Below are 19,419 nucleotides of genomic sequence, written 5' to 3' on the forward strand. Positions count from 1 at the left end.
GCCTACCCCGCCCCCTCCCGCCACCTGTTCGTGACCGGCAGCCTGCGGTCCTTGCCGAACCCCTTCGGCGAGATCTTCGTCCCCGGCGGGTACTGGCGGCGCTTGTACTCCGCCGTGTCCACCATCCGGAGCGTCCTGGCGACCAGCGCCCGCTCGAAGCCCTCCCGGACGATCGCCTCCAGACCCTGGTCCCGGTCGACGTACAGCTCCAGGATCCGGTCGAGGACGTCGTAGTCGGGCAGCGCGTCGGTGTCGACCTGGCCGGGGCGCAGTTCGGCGCTCGGCGGCTTGGAGATCGAGTTCTCCGGGATCGGCGGGGTCTGGCCGCGTTCCTCGGCGGCCTTGTTGCGCCAGCGGGCCAGCTCGAAGACCCAGGTCTTGTAGACGTCCTTGATCGGGCCGTACGCGCCCACGGAGTCGCCGTACAGCGTCGAGTAGCCCACCGCCAGCTCGGACTTGTTGCCGGGGGCGAGGACGAGGTGGCCCTCCTGGTTGGAGAGCGCCATCAGGGTGGTGCCGCGCAGCCGCGACTGGAGGTTCTCCTCGGCGAGCCCGGTGAGGCCCAGCGCCGCCATGTACGCGTCGAACATCGGGCCGATCTCGACGGTCCGGTAGTGCAGCCCGGTGCGGCGGGCCAGCTCGGCGGCGTCGTCCCTGGAGTGCTCGGAGGAGTACTTCGACGGCATGGAGACGCCGTACACGTTCTGCGCGCCGACCGCGTCGCAGGCCAGCGCGGCGACGAGGGCGGAGTCGATGCCGCCGGAGAGCCCGATCAGGACCGAGCCGAATCCATTCTTCGCGAGGTACGCGCGCAGGCCCACGACCAGCGCCGTGTAGGTTTCCTCGGCGTCCTCCAGCCGCTCCGCGCAGCCCCCGGCCAGCTCGGCGTCGTACGGGGCGAGCGGCTCGGCCTGGAGCACCACGCGGTCGATGTGCAGCCCGTCGTCGACGACGCCGGTGACCGGGTCGTCGGAGGCGGCGGGCAGGTCCAGGTCGAGCAGCATGCTGCCCTCGCTGAACTGCGGGGCGCGGGCGATCACCTCGCCGTGCCGGTCGCAGACGATCGAGTCGCCGTCGTAGACGAGTTCGTCCTGACCGCCGGTCATCGCGACGTACGCCGTCGTGCACCCGGCCTCGCGGGCCCGCCTGCGCACCAGGTCGAGGCGGGTGTCGTCCTTGTCCACCTCGTACGGCGAGGCGTTGACCGACAGCAGCAGTCCGGCCCCGGCGGTGCGGGCGGCGGGCACCCGGCCGCCGTCCTGCCACAGGTCCTCGCAGATCGCGAGGGCGACGTCGACGCCGTGCACCCGGATCACGGGCAGCGAGTCGCCCGGCACGAAGTAGCGGAACTCGTCGAAGACGCCGTAGTTGGGCAGGTGGTGCTTGGCGAAGGACAGTGCCACCCGGCCCCCGAAGAGCACGGCGGCGGCGTCCTGCGGGGCCCCGGCGGGCTGGCCGTAACGCCCGGGGGCCTGCGCGGACCGGTCGAGGTACCCGACGACGACCGGCACGTCCCCGAACCCCTCGTCCGCCAGCCGCGCCGCGAGCGCGCGCACGGCCTCCCGGGACGCCTCGACGAACGAGGAGCGCAGGGCGAGGTCCTCGACGGGATAGCCGGTGAGGACCATCTCGGGGAAGGCGATCAGGTGCGCGCCCTGGTCGGCGGCGTGCCGGGTCCAGTGGACGATCGCCTCGGCGTTGCCGGTGAGGTCGCCGACGGTGGAGTCGATCTGGTTGAGGGCCAGGCGTAGTTGAGGCACGTACGCCACTCTAATCGTCTACTTGACGCGATGTCCTGGCGTACGTGCCTCGGGGAGCTGGGAGGGGTACGGCCCCGAGGCCGTTACCTGGTCGGTCCCGACCAGACCGCCTTGGGGTAGCCGACGCCCGGCGCCATCTCCACGGACGCGGTCCCGGCGGCCTCCGGCGGCAGGTCGAAGGCGTACGTGCCGGTCTTGGTCTTGCCCGGGTGCAGCGAACCCCGGAACGAGGAGGGCACGTTGCCGTCGAAGACCATCTGGACCTCGGCCTCGTCGGCGTCCTTGAAGCGCGGGAGCGCGTACAGGGTGTCGAACTTCTTCTGCGAGCCGTTCGTCATGGTGATCTTCACCTTGAACGTCTTGTAGCCCTTGGTGTGCCCGGCGGCGATGGAGTCGGCGGTGTACGGGACCGGCTTGTCGACCTTGATCGTGACGCCGTCCCGGAACGTGTACGTCGTGCCGAACGTCTTGGGCTTCGCGGCGTCGGCCTCCGCGGCGTCCTCGGCTGACCGGGAAGCCTCCAGCTCGGCCAGCTTCTTCTCCGCGTCGGTGAGCTCCTTGCTCTTGGGCGCGGGCGTCTCGCTCGCCTCGACCTGGAGGACGCGGTCGTACTCGTCGACGCCGGACTTGACCAGCGCGAAGCTGATGATCGCGCCGATGATCGCCAGCGCGAGGCCGAGCGCGCCCGTTATCAGGCCGAAGATGGCCATGACCTTGCCGGTCGCGGTGCCCTTGTTGATCTGCCCGAGCGCGATGATGCCGAAGATCAGGCCCAGCAGCGACGGCAGCCAGCTCAGCCAGAACAGGACGATCGGAACGCCGAGCGCGAAGCCGACGATGCCGAGCACCAGGGAGGTGACGACCATGCCGTTGCGCGGGGCCTGGGGCTGCGGGGCGTAGCCGTACCCGTAGGGCGGCGTCGGCCCGTACCCGTAACCCGGACCGGGTGCGTACGGAGCGGACGGCGGGCCGCCGATCAGGGTGTCCTGCTGAGCGGTGCCCGGGGCGGTCGGGTCCGGTGCGTGGGTGCCCTCCTGGGGCGGGGCCCACGGATTCGGCTGGTCCGGCTGATCCGGCTGATCCGGCTGGACGGGCTGGACCGGCTGATCCGGCTGGACCGGCTGGACCGGCTGCTCGGAGGGGGCGGGGGGCTGGCTCATGCGCGGGACCTCGGCTGGGCAGGGCGAATGCGAGTTCGACTTCGCGGGCTTCGAGGACACTAACAGCGCCTTCACGCTTTGCTTACATTCTTTTGCGGCGGCCCGGAGCGGGAGCCGGAGCAGGAGCCGGGGCGGGGGCGGTCGGCCCCCGCCCCGGCGGTCGTCCGGGCCCGCCCCCGGTCAGCGCCGGTAGCCGAGCACCGTCATCATCCCGGCCTCCGAGTGGTACACGTTGTGGCAGTGCACCATCCACAGGCCCGGATTGTCCGCGTCGAAGTCGACGGTCAGCCGCCCGTTCGGCAGCACGATCGCGGTGTCCTTGCGCGCGCCGCCGGGGGAGCTCCCGAGCGCGAAGGTGTGCCCGTGCAGATGCACCGGGTGCCACATCGTCGTCGCGTTGGTGACGTCGAGCCGCACCCGCTCGCCCGCCCTCACCGGGTGCCGCTGGTCCGGCGAGTACGGCTTCCCGTCGAAGGCCCAGTCGTACTTCGCCATCCCGCCGGTCATCCGGAGCCGAACCGTCCGGTCGGGCTTGCGGGGCGTCAGCGCCACCGACTCCGCCGCCCGCAGCCTGTCGGCCGTCACCAGCTTCCCCGTCAGCTCCTTCGGCCGTACGGACGCGGAGGGCGCGGCCCCCGAACCGGTGCGCAGCAGCGCAAGCCCCGCCGCCTTCTTGCCCTCCGCGACGGCGGTCAGCGGGAAGACCCCGTCGCCCGCGGTCACCACGACGTCGTACCGCTCGCCCATCCCCAGCAGCAGCGCGTCCGTGGTGGCGTGCTCGACCGGGAAGCCGTCGGTGTGCGTGACGGTCATGCGGTGCCCGCCGAGCGCGACCCGGAAGGCGGTGTCGCCGCCCGCGTTGACGATCCGCAGCCTGATCCGCTCGCCCGGCTTGGCGCGGCAGGTGGAAGGAGCCTGTGGGGTGCGGCCGTTGACCAGGTAGTGCGGGTGGGCGACGTCCCCGGCGTCAGCGCCGAGGAGGTCGCTGGAGGAGCCCATCATCATGCGGGAGGGCCCGGCCCCTTTGGGGGGCGCGGTCGTGGGAGCGGCCATGCCGTGCCCCTCGTGACCGCCGCCGCTCGTGCCACCGCCGTGGTCCATGCCGCCCATGCCCTTGCTGAGTTCGGCGAGTACGGCGTCCGGAGTGGAGCCCTCCACCCCGTCCACCCAGTCGTCCAGCACCACGACCCACTCCCGGTCGTACGCCAGCGGCTCCTTCGGGTCCTCGACGATCAGCGGCGCGTACAGCCCCCGGTCCTGCTGGACGCCGGAGTGCGGGTGGAACCAGTACGTCCCCGGGTCCGGCACCTTGAAGCGGTACGTGAACTGGCCCCCGGGCGCGATCTCCTTCTGTGTCAGCCCCGGCACGCCGTCCATGTCGTTGCGCAGGGCGAGGCCGTGCCAGTGCAGCGACGTGGCGGCGGGGAGGTGGTTGGCGAGGGTCAGGGCGAGGGTCTCGCCCGAGGTGACCCGCACCTCCTTGCCGGGCAGGGCGTCCCCGTACGCCCAGGACCTGACGGTGACGCCGCCGCCGAGGTCGAGGGTGCCGGGAGTGGCGGTGAGCTTCACGGTGCGGGTCGGGCCGTTGCCCCGGGCGGCCTCGGCGGCGGCGACCTCCTTGTCGTACGGAGCGACGAAGCCGCCGGGCGCGGCGGGGGAGGAGGGCGCGGGAGCGGAGCCGCCGTGCCCCGTTCCGGCGTGGTCGGTGGCGTCGCCACCGGACGAACAGGCGGCCAGGAAACCGGTCCCGGCGACGGCGACACCCGCGCCGAGCACGGAACGGCGGGTGGGAAGGGCGGGCGGCGTGCGATGCGTATCGCGCATGACGGAGTACCTCGTGGGTCTGCGGTGGATGGCCGTCTTCCGCAGCCGCCCGCGGTGCAGCCGTGCGGCGTGCAGGTGTGCGGGCAGGCGGAAACGACGGATGTACGAAGCGGGGGAGGGGGGAGCCGCTTCTAGATCCGCAGGACCGACAGTCGGGCGAGCGCGACGCGCAGGGGCGGCGGGTGGGGCCACAGGGAGCGCAACAGGCCGCTGTCGCGCACGGGTTCGGCCCACCCCTGCGGGCGTCGTGCCGACGCGAGCGCGCACAGGAGGGCGAGGCCCCAGGCGGTGAGTACGGCGAGACAGACGGACATCGGGTCCATGCCGTGCACGGGGGGCTCGGAGGTCGCGGCGAGGGAGGTCGTCGCGCGGGTGGGGGCTGCGGCTTCCTGGCGGGAGGCTCCCTCGCCGGGGCCGTCCACACCGTGTGCCTGATGTGCCTGATGTGCCTGATGCGCCTGGTGATCCGGCGTCGGTGAGCCTGCGGCCGGGTGCGCCGGGCCTCCGTGCTCCTCGGCGGGGTGCCCCAGCGTGTGCATCGTGACGATGCCGAACAGGAGCGCGGTGAGCAGCAACAGCCGCCCGCCCCACCCGCCTCGTCCGCGCGCCGCCACCATGCCCCGCACCCTACCCCCGCCGGGTATCGCTCCCGAAGGAGGGCGGGTCTAAGAATTAGCATCAATACCACTATGTCCCGATTTGAAGCCAGCTTCGAACCTCCAGCCTCCCCCTCCCCTTCAAGCACTCCCGACTCCTCCCGCCCCATCTCGCTCCTCCTCGGCCTCGGCGCGGCCGCGTACACCGCGTGGGTGCTCGAAGTCCTCGTGTGGACGGGCCTGAACCCCATCGACACGTACGTCAGTGAACTCGCCGCAGCGGACCAGCCGTTGGGCGGTGTCTTCCGCGCCACCGACCTGCTCGCGGGCACCCTCCTCTTCCTCGGCGCGTCCTGGGCGCTGCTGCGCACCCCGCGCCGCCCCTGGCTGGTGGCGGGATGGGCCGGACTCGTGCTGTTCGGAGCGGCGACGGTGGCGGACTCCCGGCTTCCGCTGAGCTGCGCCCCCACCGTGGACCCGGTGTGCGCCGCGCGGGAGACCGCCGGGCTCGTTCCCGCCACCCACGCCGCCCACGCGTGGAGCAGCAGCCTCGCCATGACCGGCGCGCTCACCGGGGTCGTCGCGCTCACCGTCGCGGCGCGCCGCTACCGGCAGTGGACCCCGTTGTACCGCCGGGGCCCGCTCCTGACCTGTCTCGTACTGGCCGCGACCGCCTGGACCTTGACCTCCGTCGCCCTCTTTCAGGCCGGGAGGGGGACCTGGGCGCTCGGCGCGGGGCAGCGGCTCCAGGTGCTGCTGGTGGCGATCTGGCTGGCGGTGCTCGCGTACGCGGTGCGGCGCGAGAAGCTGTCCCCATGACGATCATCGGGGCAGGTCCTGGCGCAGGCGGATTCGTACGCATCCAAGGGGTGCCGCACCACGTGGTGGTGGAGGGCGGCGGCCCGGTGTGCGTACTGAGCGCGGGGCTCGCGATGAGCTGGTACGACTGGGAGCCGGTCGTGCCGCTGCTGACGCCGCACCGCACGGTGGTCCGCTTCGACCGGCCGGGACACGGGCTTTCGGGCCCCGCGCAGGCGCCCCCGACCGCGGCGGGAGAGGCCCACCGCATAGCGGCGCTCCTGGACGCGCTGGGACTGACCGCCCCCGCCACCGTCGTCGGCCACTCCATCGCCGGGTTCCACGCCGAAGCCTTCGCCCGCCTGTACCCCGAACGCACCGAGGGCGTCGTCCTGGTGGACTCCAGCACGGAGCCGCGCGCGCGGGCCTCGTCGGCCCCCGCCGTACGGACAGGGGCCACGCGCGCCCTGGCCACGGCCCTCGCCGCTGCCGGAATCCCCGCCCTGCTGGGCCCCGTCGCCCGCCGCGCGCTGGTACGCGCCTCCCGCGCGCGCCGTGCCCACGACCCGGCCCCGACCCCGCTCGTCCGCCGCACGTACCGCACGACGCGCGTGCTGCGCGGAACGCTCCTGGAGAACAGCTCCTACCTGGCGGTCGCCGCCGAACTCCTCGCCCTGCGCGACACCCACCCCCTCCCTTCGGACCTCCCCCTCACCGTGCTCGCCGCCTACGACGGCCGCCCCACCCACCCCTCCGTCCACTGGCTGGACCGCCAGCGCGACCTGGCCGACGTCCTCGCCGCCCGCTTCGAGATCGTCGCCGGAGCGGGCCACCTCCTGATGCTGGACCGGCCCGAGCGGGTGGCGGAGGCGGTCCTCTGTCAGACCCGTGTGCTCGTATGAACCCATGACCGCATCGAAAGCCACGCCGAAAGCCGCGTCGAAAGCCGCGTCGAAAGCCACGCCGAAAGTCGCACCGAAGGACACGCCGAAGGCCACGCTGAAGGTACGCATCGTCGGGCACGACCTGCCGGGGGCGGAGTGCGGGGAGTTCCGGGACGTGCACGTGGCGGTGCAGCGGAAGAAGGACCCCGAGGGGCCGGTCCGAGGGGACGCGGCCGAGGCGGTCTGGGACTTCACGGTGGACGTCGTCCCGGGCGGCGGCGGCCCGGACTTCCGGGGCCCGTACGTGCAGGGCCGCCCGGGGGAGCGGTTCCTCTACCTGACGTGGGGCGAGGTGGGCCCGGACGGCGCCTTCGAGATGTTCCGCCGGGCGAAGGTCTTCTGGGCGGACCTGCCGGCGGAACTGGTGGAACGGGGCGAGGCGGAGGGCCACGTCTCCCTCACGGACGACAAGGGCATGCCCCTGTGCGCGGCCGTCCGCCCCCCGAGAATCACATGGACCTGAGCCCCCGCCCGCCCCCTACTCCACTCCCCTCTCCCGCAGCATCCCCTCCATCAACTCCATCTCCGACCGCTGCGCGTCCACCATCCCCTGCGCCAGCTCCTTCTCCACCCCCACCGAGCACAGGGTCACGCACCCCCGAGCCATCTCCACCCCGCCCTTGTGGTGCGCGATCATCAAGCGCAGGTACCGCACCTCAGCGTCCCGCCCGGACGCCTCCCCGAGCGCCTTCAACTGCGCCCGCGTCGCCATCCCCGGCATCAGCCCGTCCTGGCGGGACGCGTGCTCGGAGTGCGCCGCATCCCCCGTCCACCCCATCACCGGGGCCTCCGCCGACGCCACCTTCGGCAGCCCCCACAGATCGAGCCAGCCCAGCATCATGCCCCGCTGGTTCGCCTGCGTATTGGCGATGTCGTACGCGAGACGCCGTACGTCCGCGTCCTTCGTCCGGTCCCTGACCAGGAACGACATCTCCACCGCCTGCTGGTGGTGCGCCGCCATGTCCCGCGCGAACCCCGCATCCGCCGAGTCCTCCCGAGGGCTCCCGGCCACCCCGGACCCGGCCGCCGCGCCCGCCGACGACGCGGACCCCGACCCCGACCCCGGCTCCGGAGCCGACGTCATCGCCGCCCGCGTCACGGTCACCGTCCCCGCCACCACCGCCAGCGCGAACACCACCGCCCCCACGGCCTGCCACCACGTACGGCTCACGAAGCGGCCCACTACTCCATGCCCCCGCCCAGCACCGGAGTGCCGGCCTCGTCCAGCGTCACGCCGTTCGAGCACGCCGCGCCCGGCTCCGGGGTCTGCTTGCCCATCACGTACCGGGTGAAGAACTGGTTCACCCGGGGGTCGTCCGCCCCGTCCACGGTGACCTGCTTGCCCCACGCGCTCAGCATGATCGGCCCGGACTGCCCCTGCACCGGGCTCATCAGCGAGTACTGCGTCTTCTTGACCTTCGCCGCCAGCTTGTCGACATCGCCCTTGGGGGCCTTGTCGTTGTACGTCACCCACACCGCGCCGTGCTCCAGCGAGTGCACGGCGTGCTTGTTCGGGACCGGCTTCGCGTAGACGTCGCCCTGGCAGTTCATCCACGCTTGGTGGTGGTCGCCGCCGACCGGCGGGGCCATCGGGTACGTGACCTCCTTGGCCACGTGGTTGCGGCCCAGCTTCTTCGCGTCCCAGGTCTTCTCGTCCTTGATCGGCGCCTTCGCGGCGGCGACCTGGGCGTCCTTCTTGTCGGACTCCTTGGTGAAGACGTACACCCCGAAGCCGACGACCCCGGCGAGGACGGCTCCGCCGACCGTGAACGCGATGATCTTGTTGCGGCGGTCGCGGGACTTCTCGGCGCGCCGCATCTCGTCTATTCGGGCCTTGCGGGAGGAGGAGGTGGTGGACATGGCTGACTTCCTTGTCTGGAGGGAGAGATGGAGGGAGGAACCGCTGCCGGAACCGTCGTCGGGCACGCCGAAGCGCAGCCCTTCCCTCTCCTACCTCCGCAGCACCCCCAACGCGTGCTTCCCGGGAGCCCGGGCCCGCACCTCGCCGTCGCGCCCTGTTCTGGGCACCTCGCCGTTCTTCGCGTACCGCACCGCGAGCAGGGCCGTGCCGGGGGCGGAGTCCTGGGGCGGAGCCGTCAGCACGGCGGGGGACAGGTGCGGGAAGACCCCGCAGCCCCCTCGGTCGTACGGGCAGTTGTACGCGGGTGCGGTCGCGTACGGGACGGCCGTCGCGTGATGAGGCGTACGCCAGGTGTCCGGCCCGCCCGTGCTCGCCCGGCTGCCGGGACTCAAGCAGGTCAGCAGGGCGCCGAGGAGGGCCGTGGCGGCGCACAGCAGTGCCACGCCGCGCCGGAAGCGGCAGGTGGTGCTCCCGGTGCGGATGTGCCGCAGGCCCCCCATGAGCCGAGATGGTAACGGGCCCCTCGCCCGACGTCACCGTTTCGCCGGAGGCGGGCCGCCGGGGCGCGGGGCGGCGCGGGGCGCGGCGCGGGGTGGTGGGTGCGGCTGCGGGCCCGGCGGCCGGGAGCCACGATTCTTTCCCCGGTCCGAGGGGCACTGCGCAACCTGCGCGAAACCGTGTGGTGGGATGCTGGAAGCCCCGAGTGTGTCCCGAGGCGCGGGAGCAGGCGGCCTGACCAGTAAGAATGGAAGTGAAAATGGACAAGCAGCAGGAATTCGTGCTCCGTACCCTGGAGGAGCGTGACATCCGCTTCGTGCGCCTGTGGTTCACCGATGTGCTCGGCTTCCTGAAATCGGTCGCGGTCGCTCCGGCCGAGCTGGAGCAGGCATTCGACGAGGGCATCGGGTTCGACGGCTCCGCCATCGAGGGCTTCGCCCGGGTCTACGAGTCCGACATGATCGCCAAGCCGGACCCGAGCACCTTCCAGATCCTCCCGTGGCGTGCGGAGGCCCCCGGCACCGCCCGGATGTTCTGCGACATCCTGATGCCGGACGGCTCGCCGTCCTTCGCCGACCCGCGCTACGTCCTCAAGCGCATCCTGAACAAGACCTCCGACCTCGGCTTCACCTTCTACACCCACCCCGAGATCGAGTTCTTCCTGCTGAAGGACAAGCCGCTGGACGGGTCGAAGCCGGTCCCGGCCGACAACTCGGGGTACTTCGACCACACCCCCCAGAACGTGGGCATGGACTTCCGCCGGCAGGCGATCACCATGCTCGAATCGATGGGCATCTCGGTCGAGTTCAGCCACCACGAGGGTGCGCCGGGGCAGCAGGAGATCGACCTGCGGTACGCGGACGCGCTGTCGACAGCCGACAACATCATGACCTTCCGCCTCGTCATGAAGCAGGTCGCGCTGGAGCAGGGCGTGCAGGCCACCTTCATGCCGAAGCCGTTCAGCGAGTTCCCCGGCTCGGGCATGCACACGCACCTGTCGCTGTTCGAGGGGGACCGGAACGCGTTCTACGAGTCCGGTGCCGAGTACCAACTGTCCAAGGTGGGGCGGTCGTTCATCGCGGGACTGCTGAAGCACGCGGCGGAGATCTCCGCCGTCACCAACCAGTGGGTCAACTCGTACAAGAGGATCTGGGGCGGCTCCGCGCGCACGGCGGGCTCGGGCGGCGAGGCTCCGTCGTACATCTGCTGGGGGCACAACAACCGCTCCGCCCTCATCCGCGTACCCATGTACAAGCCCGGCAAGACGGGCTCGTCGCGGGTCGAGGTCCGGTCGATCGACTCGGGCGCCAATCCGTACCTGACGTACGCGGTTCTGCTGGCCGCCGGTCTCAAGGGGATCGAGGAGGGGTACGAGCTTCCGCCGGGCGCGGACGACGACGTGTGGGCGCTCTCGGACGCCGAGCGCCGCGCGATGGGCATCGAGCCGCTGCCGCAGAACCTCGGTGAGGCGATCGCGCTGATGGAGCGGAGCGAGCTGGTCGCCGAGACGCTCGGCGAGCACGTCTTCGACTTCTTCCTGCGCAACAAGAAGCAGGAGTGGGAGGAGTACCGCTCCGAGGTCACCGCCTTCGAGCTACGGAAGAACCTGCCGGTGCTGTGACCGGGCGGATCGTGGGGTGAGCGCCCGTGCCGCCGCACCCGTTGACCGGCCCCGTTGTCGGAAAAATGGGTGCGGCGGAGGGCTACCGCTGAGACCCTGCCCGGATGGAACGTTCACGCAGGTCCCAGCTGGCTCACGTACACCACCCGATCGCGGCCCCGCTCGACGACGCAGCCGTACGTAGGGTGATCGGCCGGGCCGTCACCCGGGACGACGCCCGCATCCTCGACCTCGGATGTGGCCAGGCGGAATGGCTGATCCGGGCGCTGGAGGCGCATCCCGGAGCGACGGCGGTCGGTGTTGACATCGCCTCCAACGCCCTGGAAGAGGCGCGGGCGCAGGCCGTCGCGCGAGGGGTGGGGGACCGGCTCGAACTGCGGGTCGGGGATGCCGGGGAGGTCGCTCCCTCCGGTCCCTTCGACGTGGTCGTCAGCGTCGGTGCCACCCACGCCTTCGGTGGGCTTCTGGGGACTCTGGCCGCTGCCCGCAAGCACCTCGCTCCCGGCGGAACGGTGCTGGTCGGGGATGCGTACTGGCTCACCGAGCCGACCGCCGACGCGGTCGAGATGCTCGGGGAGTACGAGGACCTGGCGACCACCGTGGAGAAGATCACCGCTGACGGGTGGGTGCCGGTGTACGGCCACCTCAGCACGCGGCACGAGCTCGACGACTACGAGTGGTGCTGGACCGGCTCGCTCGCGGAGTGGGCCGTGGACCATCCCGATGATCCGGACAGCGCGGCGGCCCTGGAGGCGTCGGCCATGCACCGGACGGAGTGGCTGCGCGGGTACCGGGAGAGCTTCGGTTTCCACACGCTCGTGCTGCGTCCGACGGAAGGCTGACCCGTGCCCATGAACGTTGTCGACGATCGGCCCGAACCGCCCAAGCGCGGCAGCGAGCGCGAGATGCTGCGCGCGTACCTTGATTTTCACCGGGCGACGCTCGCCATGAAGTGCCAGGGGCTGAGCGACGAGGAACTACGGCAGCAGTCGATGCCGCCGTCGACGCTGTCGCTGCTGGGGCTGGTGCGGCACATGGCGGAGGTCGAGCGGACGTGGTTCCGGCGCGTCATCGGGCGGGAGGAGGGGCTGCCCTTCGTCTGGTCGGAGAAGGGCGACTTCCAGGAGGCGTACGAGGCGGGTGCCTCGACGCGGGCGGAGGCGTTCGCCGCGTGGGAGGCGGAGGTGGAGCATGCGCGGCGCATCGAGCGGGAGGCCGAGACGCTGGATGTGCAGGCCCATTTCGCGCGGTGGGGCGAGGATGTTTCGCTGCGGTTCGTGATGCTGCATCTGGTGCATGAGTATGCGCGGCACAACGGGCATGCGGACTTTTTGCGGGAGGGGGTGGACGGGGTCGTCGGGGCGTAGCGCTCGGGCCGCGCGGGGGCGGGGTGGGGTCTTGGCTTCGGGCCCGGGGGTGGCTCGGGTTACTGCCGGGGGCTCCGCCCCCGGGCCCCCGGCCCGCCTTCGGCGGGTTTTGGCCCCTCCCCGCCCCTTCACCTCAAGCGCTTGCCGCGCGGCTGGGTTTGTACGTGCGGGTGCGTCGTGGCTGGTCGCGCAGTTCCCCGCGCCCCTGAAGGGGCGTCCCTAAAGGGTGCCGTAGAAGAGGTCTTCCATGACGGCGCGGGCGCGGCGGGTGGTGCGGCGGTAGTCGTCGAGCATTTCGCCCACGTGGCCCGCTCCGTAGCCCAAGTAGCGGCCCAGGGCGGCCAGTTCGCGGCCGTCGGAGGGGAAGGTGTCGCCCGCCCTGCCGCGGACGAGCATGACGCCGTTGCGTACGCGGGAGGCCAGCACCCAGGCGTCGTCCAGGATCTGGGCCTCCTCCGTCGGGATCAGTCCGGCCGCGTGTGCCGCGCGCAGCGCCTCGCGGGTGCGGGTGGTGCGCAGGCCGGGTTCCGCCCAGCCGTGCCGCATCTGGATGAGCTGGACGGTCCACTCGACGTCGCTCAGGCCGCCTCGGCCCAGTTTGGTGTGGAGGGTGGGGTCGGCGCCGCGCGGCATGCGTTCGGATTCCATCCGTGCCTTCAGTCGGCGGATCTCGCGGACCGCGTCCTCGCCCAGGCCCTCCGCCGGGTAGCGCAGCGGGTCGACCAGGTCGATGAAGCGGCGGCCCAGGTCCGGGTCGCCCGCCATCGGGTCGGCGCGCAGGAGGGCCTGGCTCTCCCAGACCAGGGACCAGCGGCGGTAGTACGCCTCGTAGGACTTCAGGGAGCGGACCAGGGGGCCGCTCTTGCCCTCCGGGCGCAGGTCCGCGTCGATCAGCAACGGCGGGTCGGAGGTGGGGAGTTGGAGGAGTCGGCGCATCTCGGTGACGACCTTGTTGGCGGCCTGGGCCGCTTCCTGGTCGTCGACCCCCTCGCGGGGTTCGTGCACGAAGAGGACGTCCGCGTCGGAGCCGTAGGCGAGTTCGTGGCCGCCGAAGCGGCCCATGCCGATGACGGCGAAGCGGGTGGGGAGTTCGTCGCCCCACTGCGCGCGGACGGCCGCGCGCAGGGCTCCGGCGAGAGTGGCGGCGTTCAGGGCGGTGACCGCCCCGCCGACGCGGTCGACCAGGGCGCCGGGGTCGGATTCCGCCGGGCTGTCCTCCGTACCGTACGAGCCGATGATGTCGGCGGCGGTGGTGCGGAAGAGCTCGCGGCGGCGGACCCCGCGGGCCGAGGCGACGGCTGCCTCGGCGCCGTCGGCGCGGCCCACGGCGGCCAGTACCTCCTGCTCCAGGTGCTCGCGGGTGCGCGGGTTGAGGCCCTTGAGGTCGCCGAGGATGGCGACCGCCTCGGGGGCGCGCAGCAGGAGGTCGGGGGCGAGGCGTCCGGCGGACAGGACGCGGGCGAGGTTCTCGGCGGCTGCCCCCTCGTCGCGCAGCAGGCGCAGGTACCAGGGGGTCTTGCCGAGGGCGTCCGACACCTTGCGGAAGCCGAGCAGGCCCGCGTCCGGGTCGGCGGAGTCCGCGAACCAGCCGAGGAGGACGGGCAGCAGGGTGCGCTGGATGGCGGCCTTGCGGGTGACGCCGGAGGAGAGCGCTTCGAGGTGGCGCAGCGCGCCGACCGGGTCCGCGTAGCCGAGGGCCTGGAGGCGCTGCCCGGCGGCGCGGGGGCTCAACCGGGCCTCGCCAGGGGCGAGTTGGGCGACGGCGTCGAGCAGTGGCCGGTAGAAGAGCTTCTCGTGGAGGCGGCGCACGACGGAGGCGTGCCGCCGCCACGCCTGCTGGAGCTCGGTGACCGGCTCCCCGCGCAGGCCGAGCGAGCGGCCGAGGCGGCGCAGGTCGGCCACGTCCTCGGGGACCAGGTGGGTGCGGCGCAGGCGGTACAGCTGGATGCGGTGTTCCATCTTCCGCAGGAAGCGGTACGCCTCGTCGAGCTGCGCGGCGTCCGCCCGGCCCACGTACCCTCCGGCGGCGAGCGCCTGCAACGCTTCGAGCGTCGTACCGCTGTGCAGGGACGCATCGCTCCTGCCGTGCACCAACTGGAGGAGCTGTACGGCGAATTCGACGTCCCGCAGCCCGCCGGGGCCGAGCTTCAGCTCGCGCTCCGCCTGTCCGGCCGGGATGTTGTCGACGACGCGGCGGCGCATCCGCTGGACGTCGGGCACGAAGTTCTCGCGCTCGGCGGCCTGCCACACCATGGGGGAGAGGGCGTCGACGTACTCCTCGCCGAGGGAGAGGTCACCGGCCACCGGGCGGGCCTTGAGCAGGGCCTGGAACTCCCAGGTCTTCGCCCAGCGGTGGTAGTAGGCGACGTGGCTGGAGAGGGTGCGGACGAGGGGGCCGTTGCGGCCTTCGGGGCGGAGGTTGGCGTCGACGGGCCAGATCGTCCCCTCGACGGTCGTCTCCGAGCAGATGCGCATGAGGTGGGAGGCGAGGCGGGTCGCGGCGCGCACGGTCTTGTCCTCGTCGACGCCGTCGACGGCTTCCGCCACGAAGATCACGTCGACGTCGGACACGTAGTTCAGCTCGTGGCCGCCGCACTTGCCCATGGCGATCACGGCGAGGCGGCACATCGACGCGTCGTCGGGTGCGGCGCGGCGGGCGATGGCGAGGGCGGCGCGCAGGGTGGCCGTCGCGAGGTCGGCCAGCTCGGCCGCCGTCTGGGCGACGTCCGTGGTCCCGCACACGTCGCGTGCCGCTATCGAGAGGAGGCAGCGGCGGTAGGCGACGCGCAGGGCGTTGGGCTCCTCGGCCACGGCGAGGTGCCGTTCGAACTCCGCCACGCCCGGGTGGAGGTCGGCCGCCTCGTACCGCAGGAGGGCGTGCCAGTCGCCGGGGTGGCGGGCGAGGTGGTCGGCGAGGGCCTCGGACGCGCCCATGACGCCGAGGAGACGGTCGCGGAGGGGCTTGGCCGAGACGAGCGTCCGCAGGAACTCGTGCCGCTCCGTCTCGTCCTGCTGCGCTTCGGCGAGCCGTACGAGGCCGAGCAGGGCGAGGTCGGGGTCGGCGGTCGCGCCGAGGGCGTCGAGGAGGACGGGGTCGTGGCGCACGAGAGCGAGGGAGTACTCGTCGAGGAGGCGCTCGGCGGTGGAGGGGTCGGTGAAGCCGTGCCGGATGAGGCGGGTGAAGGTGCTGCTGCGGCGGCCTGGCACGGTCATGCGGGTCCCTTGGGCGGTGGGCGGTGGGCGTGCGGCTTCCGAGCCTAGTCGTCGGGGGCGGTGGGAGCGGGGTGGGCGGGGGTGGCGATGGACGCCCCCCAGGGCCGCGGGACTGCGTCCCGGGGCTGCGTCCCTGTGCGGCTCCGCCGCGCTCTCTGCTCGCTGGGGCTGCGGAGCATGCCCTCAGGGGCGCGGGGAACTGCGCGGCCAGCCCCCACGCACCCGCACGTACGCCCCCCAAGCCTCGCGAGTTTAGGTGAAGGATGGGGTCTCCCCTGCTCGAACGAAGTTGAGAGCTTGGGGAAGGGTCTGGGGCGGCCCGCCGCAGGCGCACCCGGGTGCGGCGCACCTATAGGCGGAGGTAACGGCGGGCGGCACCGGGGCGGGCCCCTTGCGGGGTGCGGGCGGTACCGGGGCTAGTCGGGGCCGCTCCGGGGTGGGCCCGGAGCGAGGGGGGCCGCCCCCTTGCCCGCCCGTTCCGCCCCCGGGGGGCGGCCCCGCCGCCCAAGGAGGCTAGGCGGAAGCGGAAGGGGCTGGGCCAGCCGCCCAAGGAGGCTAGGCGGAAGCGAAGAGGGGCAGGCCCCGCCCGAGGGGCTGGGGAAGCGGAAGGGGCAGGCCGCCCGAGGGGGCTAGGCGGAAGCGGAGAGGGGCAGGCTCCGCCCGAGGGGGCTGGGCGGAAGCGGAGCGGGGGAGCGGGCGGTCCAGGGGCTGGGAAAGGGGAAGGGGCGGAGTCCTGGAGAGCACGTTCCGGGGGAGGGCGAGGGAGTACGCCCCACGGGGAGGGAGTACGCCCCACGGGGAGGGAGTACGCCCCACGGGGGGGGAGTACGCCCCACGGGGAGGGAGTACGCCCCACGGGGAGGGAGGGCACCCCAGGAGGAGGGAGTGAGCCCCAGGGGGGAGGGCTAGGCCCGGGCTGGGAGCAAGGTGCTGCGGGGGCCCACCAGCTTCGGCAGCCGGTGGGGGAGCGAGCCGTACCACGCATAAGCCACCGCGTACCCGAAGGACAGACAGAGCAGCCCGCCCACAGCATCCAGCCAGAAGTGGTTGGCCGTGGCGACGATCACGACCAGCGTCAGCGTCGGGTACAGCAGCCCCAGGATCCGCGCCCACGGCGCCGAGGCCAGGAAGAAGATCGTCAGCCCGCACCACGTCGACCACCCGATGTGCATCGAGGGCATCGCCGCGTACTGGTTCGACATGTTCTTCAGGTCGCCCGACGCCATCGATCCCCACGTGTGGTGCACGAGCACGGTGTCGACGAACCCGCCCCCGTTCATCAGCCGGGGCGGGGCAAGCGGGTACAGGTAGTACCCCACCAGCGCCACCCCCGTCGTCGCGAAGAGGATCGTCCGCGCCGCCGCGTACCGCCCCGGCTGCCAGCGGTACAGCCACACCAGCACGCCGATCGTCACGATGAAGTGCAACGTCGCGTAGTAGTAGTTCATCGACACGATCAGCCAGGTGACGGAGTCGACCGCGTGGTTGATCGTCTTCTCGACGGCGATCCCGAGGTCCTGCTCGACCTTCCAGATCCAGTCGGCGTTGGCGAGCGCCTTCGTCCTCTGCTCGGGGACGGCGTTGCGGATCATCGAGTAGATCCAGTAGCTGACCAGAATCAGCAGGATCTCGAACCAGATCCTCGGCCGACGCGGCGACCGCACCCTCTTGACCAGCGAAGCAACGCCACGCCCCACCCCGCCGAGTCGCCCGGAACGACGGGAGGGGTCCTCCGCCGCCGCTCCCTCCTCGCTCACCTTGGGTGACGGGATGGTGGCACGCCGGCCCTCTTCGGGGGCCGCCCCCTGGCCTGCCTCGGTTCTCGTCGTCGCTTCACCCATGGGAGACGAGTCTGCCAGATCGTCATCCGCGCACGATCATCCCTCGGACGGTTCCGAGCTGCCTCGCGTACGACTCAGGTACTACTTATTTACTACTTATTGCCGGGGGCCGGAGGCCGTGGAGCCCCGCACCACCAGCTCCGGCATGAACACGAATTCGCTGTGCGGCGCGGGCGTCCCGCCGACCTCTTCGAGGAGGGCCCGCACGGCCGCCTGGCCCATCGCCGTCACCGGTTTGCGGATGGTCGTCAGCGGCGGATCGGTGAACGCTATGAGCGGCGAGTCGTCGAACCCGACCACCGACACGTCCTTCGGCACGTCGAGGCCCAGCCGCCTGGCCGCCCGTATCGCACCGAGCGCCATCATGTCGCTCGCGCACACGATCGCCGTGCAGCCCCGCTCGATGAGCGCGGAGGCGGCCGCCTGGCCGCCCTCCAGGGTGTACAGCGAGTGCTGGACGAGCTCCTCGGTCCCCTCCGACGTCAGCCCGAGGCGCTCCTGCATGCTGGCCCGGAAGCCCTCGATCTTGCGCAGTACGGGCACGAACCGCTTCGGCCCGACCGCGAGCCCGATCCGGGTGTGCCCGAGCGCCGCGAGGTGCGTGACCGCGAGGCGCATCGCCGCCCGGTCGTCGGGCGAGATGAAGGGGGCCTGCACCTTCGGCGAGAAGCCGTCGACCAGGACGAAGGGAACGTTCTGGGCGCGCAGCTGCTCGTACCGCTGCATGTCGGCGGTGGTGTCGGCGTGCAGCCCGGAGACGAAGATGATCCCCGCGACGCCCCGCGCCACCAGCATCTCCGTCAGCTCGTCCTCGGTGGAGCCGCCGGGGGTCTGGGTGGCGAGCACCGGGGTGTAGCCCTGGCGGGTCAGCGCCTGCCCTATCACCTGGGCGAGCGCCGGGAAGATGGGGTTTTCCAGTTCGGGGGTTATCAGCCCGACGAGGCCCGCGCTGAGCCGGCGCAGCCGGACCGGGCGCTCGTACCCGAGGACGTCGAGTGCGGCGAGTACGGATTCGCGGGTGCCCGAGGCAACACCGGGCTTGCCGTTCAGGACCCGGCTGACCGTCGCTTCGCTGACTCCCGCCTGGGCTGCGATGTCGGAGAGCCGCGCGGTCATTCCTGGTGTTCGGCACGATGCCAGGTCCTTGCCTGGGCGCTGTGCCTGCCTCCTTCGTCGTGTCGGGCAACCCTATACGGCCGTGTCGGCGTGGGGTACCGGTTCCGGCGACTCGGGCCGGGCGGGCGCCCCGCCCGGCCGGGGCCCGGTGACCCGCGCAAGCGGAATCCGCTCCACCACTTCCCACGTGATGAAAACTCCTTCGCAAGATCTTGCAGGCTCGTGAAACCCCGGCTACGTTCCTGGACTTGACCGATGTTCGGTGCGCCGGTGACGGCGCACGATGACGGAAGACGGGGAACTGTGATCAAGAACGTCAAGCGGGGAGCGGTGGCCGCCGTCGGCGCCCTCGCCCTCATGGGACTGTCCGCGGCTCCTGCCTCCGCGGCGACCTACAAGGGCCCCTCGGGGTGTGCGGTGAAGACCGGCTACGACTACTGGCAGAACATGTACGAGTGGTCGGCGAAGTGTTCCGGGCGCGGGGAGAAGAACTGGCGGGTCACCGTGACCTTCGAGTACCTCACCAGCCCTGGTGTGTACACGAACTACACGGTTCCGTGGACCGGCATGGGCGGCTCGCAGCAGGGCGCCAGCACCAACGCCCGCGTGGTGAGCGCCTACGGCTGGCAGCTCAAGTAGGGGACCCTCTCCGCGGTCCTTCCTGACAGGTGACAGGGGAGTGCCGCGGCGTTCGGCGCGTGAGGCGCGGGGCGGTCCGGTCCGGGACGACCGGGACCGGGCCGCCCCTCTGTGGTCTGTGGCCCGCGCGGACTGCCGCCCCCGAGGCTGTCGCAGCGTACGGATGGACCGTCGGCCCGAG

The 19,419-nt window shown here is 72.1% G+C and carries 17 protein-coding genes; 7 read left to right on the top strand and 10 right to left on the bottom strand.

Annotation, left to right across the window (positions count from 1 at the left end):
* Positions 1–2: 2 nt before the first annotated feature.
* From OG897_RS09110 to OG897_RS09125, 4 genes are all read right to left on the bottom strand, one after another.
* Positions 3–1,760: an NAD+ synthase gene (locus OG897_RS09110; protein ID WP_266654609.1), complete on the bottom strand. Its 1,758-nt coding sequence runs from the start codon at positions 1,758–1,760 to the stop codon at positions 3–5.
* Between the two features lie 83 nt (positions 1,761–1,843).
* Positions 1,844–2,920, bottom strand: a complete 1,077-nt coding sequence (locus OG897_RS09115; RefSeq protein WP_266654611.1) for a DUF4190 domain-containing protein — start codon at positions 2,918–2,920, stop codon at positions 1,844–1,846.
* Between the two features lie 180 nt (positions 2,921–3,100).
* Positions 3,101–4,744 (bottom strand): multicopper oxidase family protein, encoded by a 1,644-nt coding sequence (locus OG897_RS09120; protein WP_266654613.1) that lies wholly within the window; start codon positions 4,742–4,744, stop codon positions 3,101–3,103.
* A 131-nt stretch (positions 4,745–4,875) separates the two neighbouring features.
* On the bottom strand, positions 4,876–5,361 hold the full coding sequence (locus tag OG897_RS09125; RefSeq protein WP_266654615.1) for a hypothetical protein: 486 nt from the start codon (positions 5,359–5,361) through the stop codon (positions 4,876–4,878).
* A gap of 72 nt (positions 5,362–5,433) precedes the next feature.
* Between OG897_RS09125 and OG897_RS09130 the strand changes: the two genes are divergently transcribed.
* Genes OG897_RS09130 through OG897_RS09140 form a run of 3 tightly spaced genes read left to right on the top strand, consistent with a single transcriptional unit; the run spans position 5,434 to position 7,545 of the window.
* The gene (locus OG897_RS09130; RefSeq protein WP_266654617.1) at positions 5,434–6,159 is read left to right on the top strand and encodes a DUF998 domain-containing protein; all 726 of its coding nucleotides are present in this window, start codon (positions 5,434–5,436) and stop codon (positions 6,157–6,159) included.
* A complete protein-coding gene (locus tag OG897_RS09135) occupies positions 6,156–7,040 on the top strand; it encodes an alpha/beta fold hydrolase (RefSeq protein ID WP_266654619.1) in 885 nt (294 codons plus the stop codon). Before OG897_RS09130 ends, OG897_RS09135 begins: the two co-directional genes overlap by 4 nt.
* A 4-nt stretch (positions 7,041–7,044) precedes the next feature.
* Positions 7,045–7,545, top strand: a complete 501-nt coding sequence (locus OG897_RS09140) for a DUF5990 family protein (protein ID WP_266654621.1) — start codon at positions 7,045–7,047, stop codon at positions 7,543–7,545.
* A gap of 15 nt (positions 7,546–7,560) precedes the next feature.
* On the opposite strand, the gene OG897_RS09145 is transcribed toward OG897_RS09140, so the two are convergent.
* The 3 genes from OG897_RS09145 to OG897_RS09155 form a co-directional block, all read right to left on the bottom strand.
* Positions 7,561–8,253, bottom strand: coding sequence for a DUF305 domain-containing protein (locus OG897_RS09145; RefSeq protein ID WP_266654623.1), 693 nt, complete (start codon positions 8,251–8,253; stop codon positions 7,561–7,563).
* Between the two features lie 11 nt (positions 8,254–8,264).
* Complete coding sequence (locus tag OG897_RS09150; RefSeq protein ID WP_266654625.1) at positions 8,265–8,942, bottom strand: DUF3105 domain-containing protein; 678 nt, start codon at positions 8,940–8,942, stop codon at positions 8,265–8,267.
* A gap of 90 nt (positions 8,943–9,032) precedes the next feature.
* A complete protein-coding gene (locus OG897_RS09155) occupies positions 9,033–9,443 on the bottom strand; it encodes a hypothetical protein (protein ID WP_266654627.1) in 411 nt (136 codons plus the stop codon).
* Between the two features lie 257 nt (positions 9,444–9,700).
* Here OG897_RS09155 and OG897_RS09160 point away from each other — a divergent pair, with 257 nt between their 5' ends.
* The 3 genes from OG897_RS09160 (at position 9,701) to OG897_RS09170 (ending at position 12,429) form a co-directional block, all read left to right on the top strand.
* Positions 9,701–11,062: a glutamine synthetase family protein gene (locus OG897_RS09160; RefSeq protein WP_189821854.1), complete on the top strand. Its 1,362-nt coding sequence runs from the start codon at positions 9,701–9,703 to the stop codon at positions 11,060–11,062.
* Between the two features lie 104 nt (positions 11,063–11,166).
* Positions 11,167–11,904, top strand: coding sequence for a cyclopropane-fatty-acyl-phospholipid synthase family protein (locus OG897_RS09165; protein ID WP_266654630.1), 738 nt, complete (start codon positions 11,167–11,169; stop codon positions 11,902–11,904).
* Between the two features lie 9 nt (positions 11,905–11,913).
* Positions 11,914–12,429 carry a DinB family protein gene (locus tag OG897_RS09170; protein WP_266654632.1) on the top strand — a complete coding sequence of 172 codons (516 nt, stop codon included), beginning with the start codon at positions 11,914–11,916 and terminating at the stop codon, positions 12,427–12,429.
* Between the two features lie 219 nt (positions 12,430–12,648).
* Here the strand turns inward: OG897_RS09170 and OG897_RS09175 are convergent, their stop codons facing one another.
* The 3 genes from OG897_RS09175 to OG897_RS09185 form a co-directional block, all read right to left on the bottom strand.
* On the bottom strand, positions 12,649–15,642 hold the full coding sequence (locus OG897_RS09175) for a bifunctional [glutamine synthetase] adenylyltransferase/[glutamine synthetase]-adenylyl-L-tyrosine phosphorylase (RefSeq protein ID WP_266654634.1): 2,994 nt from the start codon (positions 15,640–15,642) through the stop codon (positions 12,649–12,651).
* Between the two features lie 905 nt (positions 15,643–16,547).
* A complete protein-coding gene (locus OG897_RS09180; protein WP_266656692.1) occupies positions 16,548–17,501 on the bottom strand; it encodes a phosphatase PAP2 family protein in 954 nt (317 codons plus the stop codon).
* Positions 17,502–17,579: 78 nt separating this feature from the next.
* Complete coding sequence (locus tag OG897_RS09185) at positions 17,580–18,599, bottom strand: LacI family DNA-binding transcriptional regulator (RefSeq protein ID WP_266654636.1); 1,020 nt, start codon at positions 18,597–18,599, stop codon at positions 17,580–17,582.
* A gap of 303 nt (positions 18,600–18,902) precedes the next feature.
* Between OG897_RS09185 and OG897_RS09190 the strand changes: the two genes are divergently transcribed.
* A complete protein-coding gene (locus OG897_RS09190; RefSeq protein WP_266654638.1) occupies positions 18,903–19,238 on the top strand; it encodes a hypothetical protein in 336 nt (111 codons plus the stop codon).
* Positions 19,239–19,419: the final 181 nt, after the last annotated feature.

This window comes from Streptomyces sp. NBC_00237 (assembly GCF_026342435.1).
Lineage (GTDB): Bacteria > Actinomycetota > Actinomycetes > Streptomycetales > Streptomycetaceae > Streptomyces.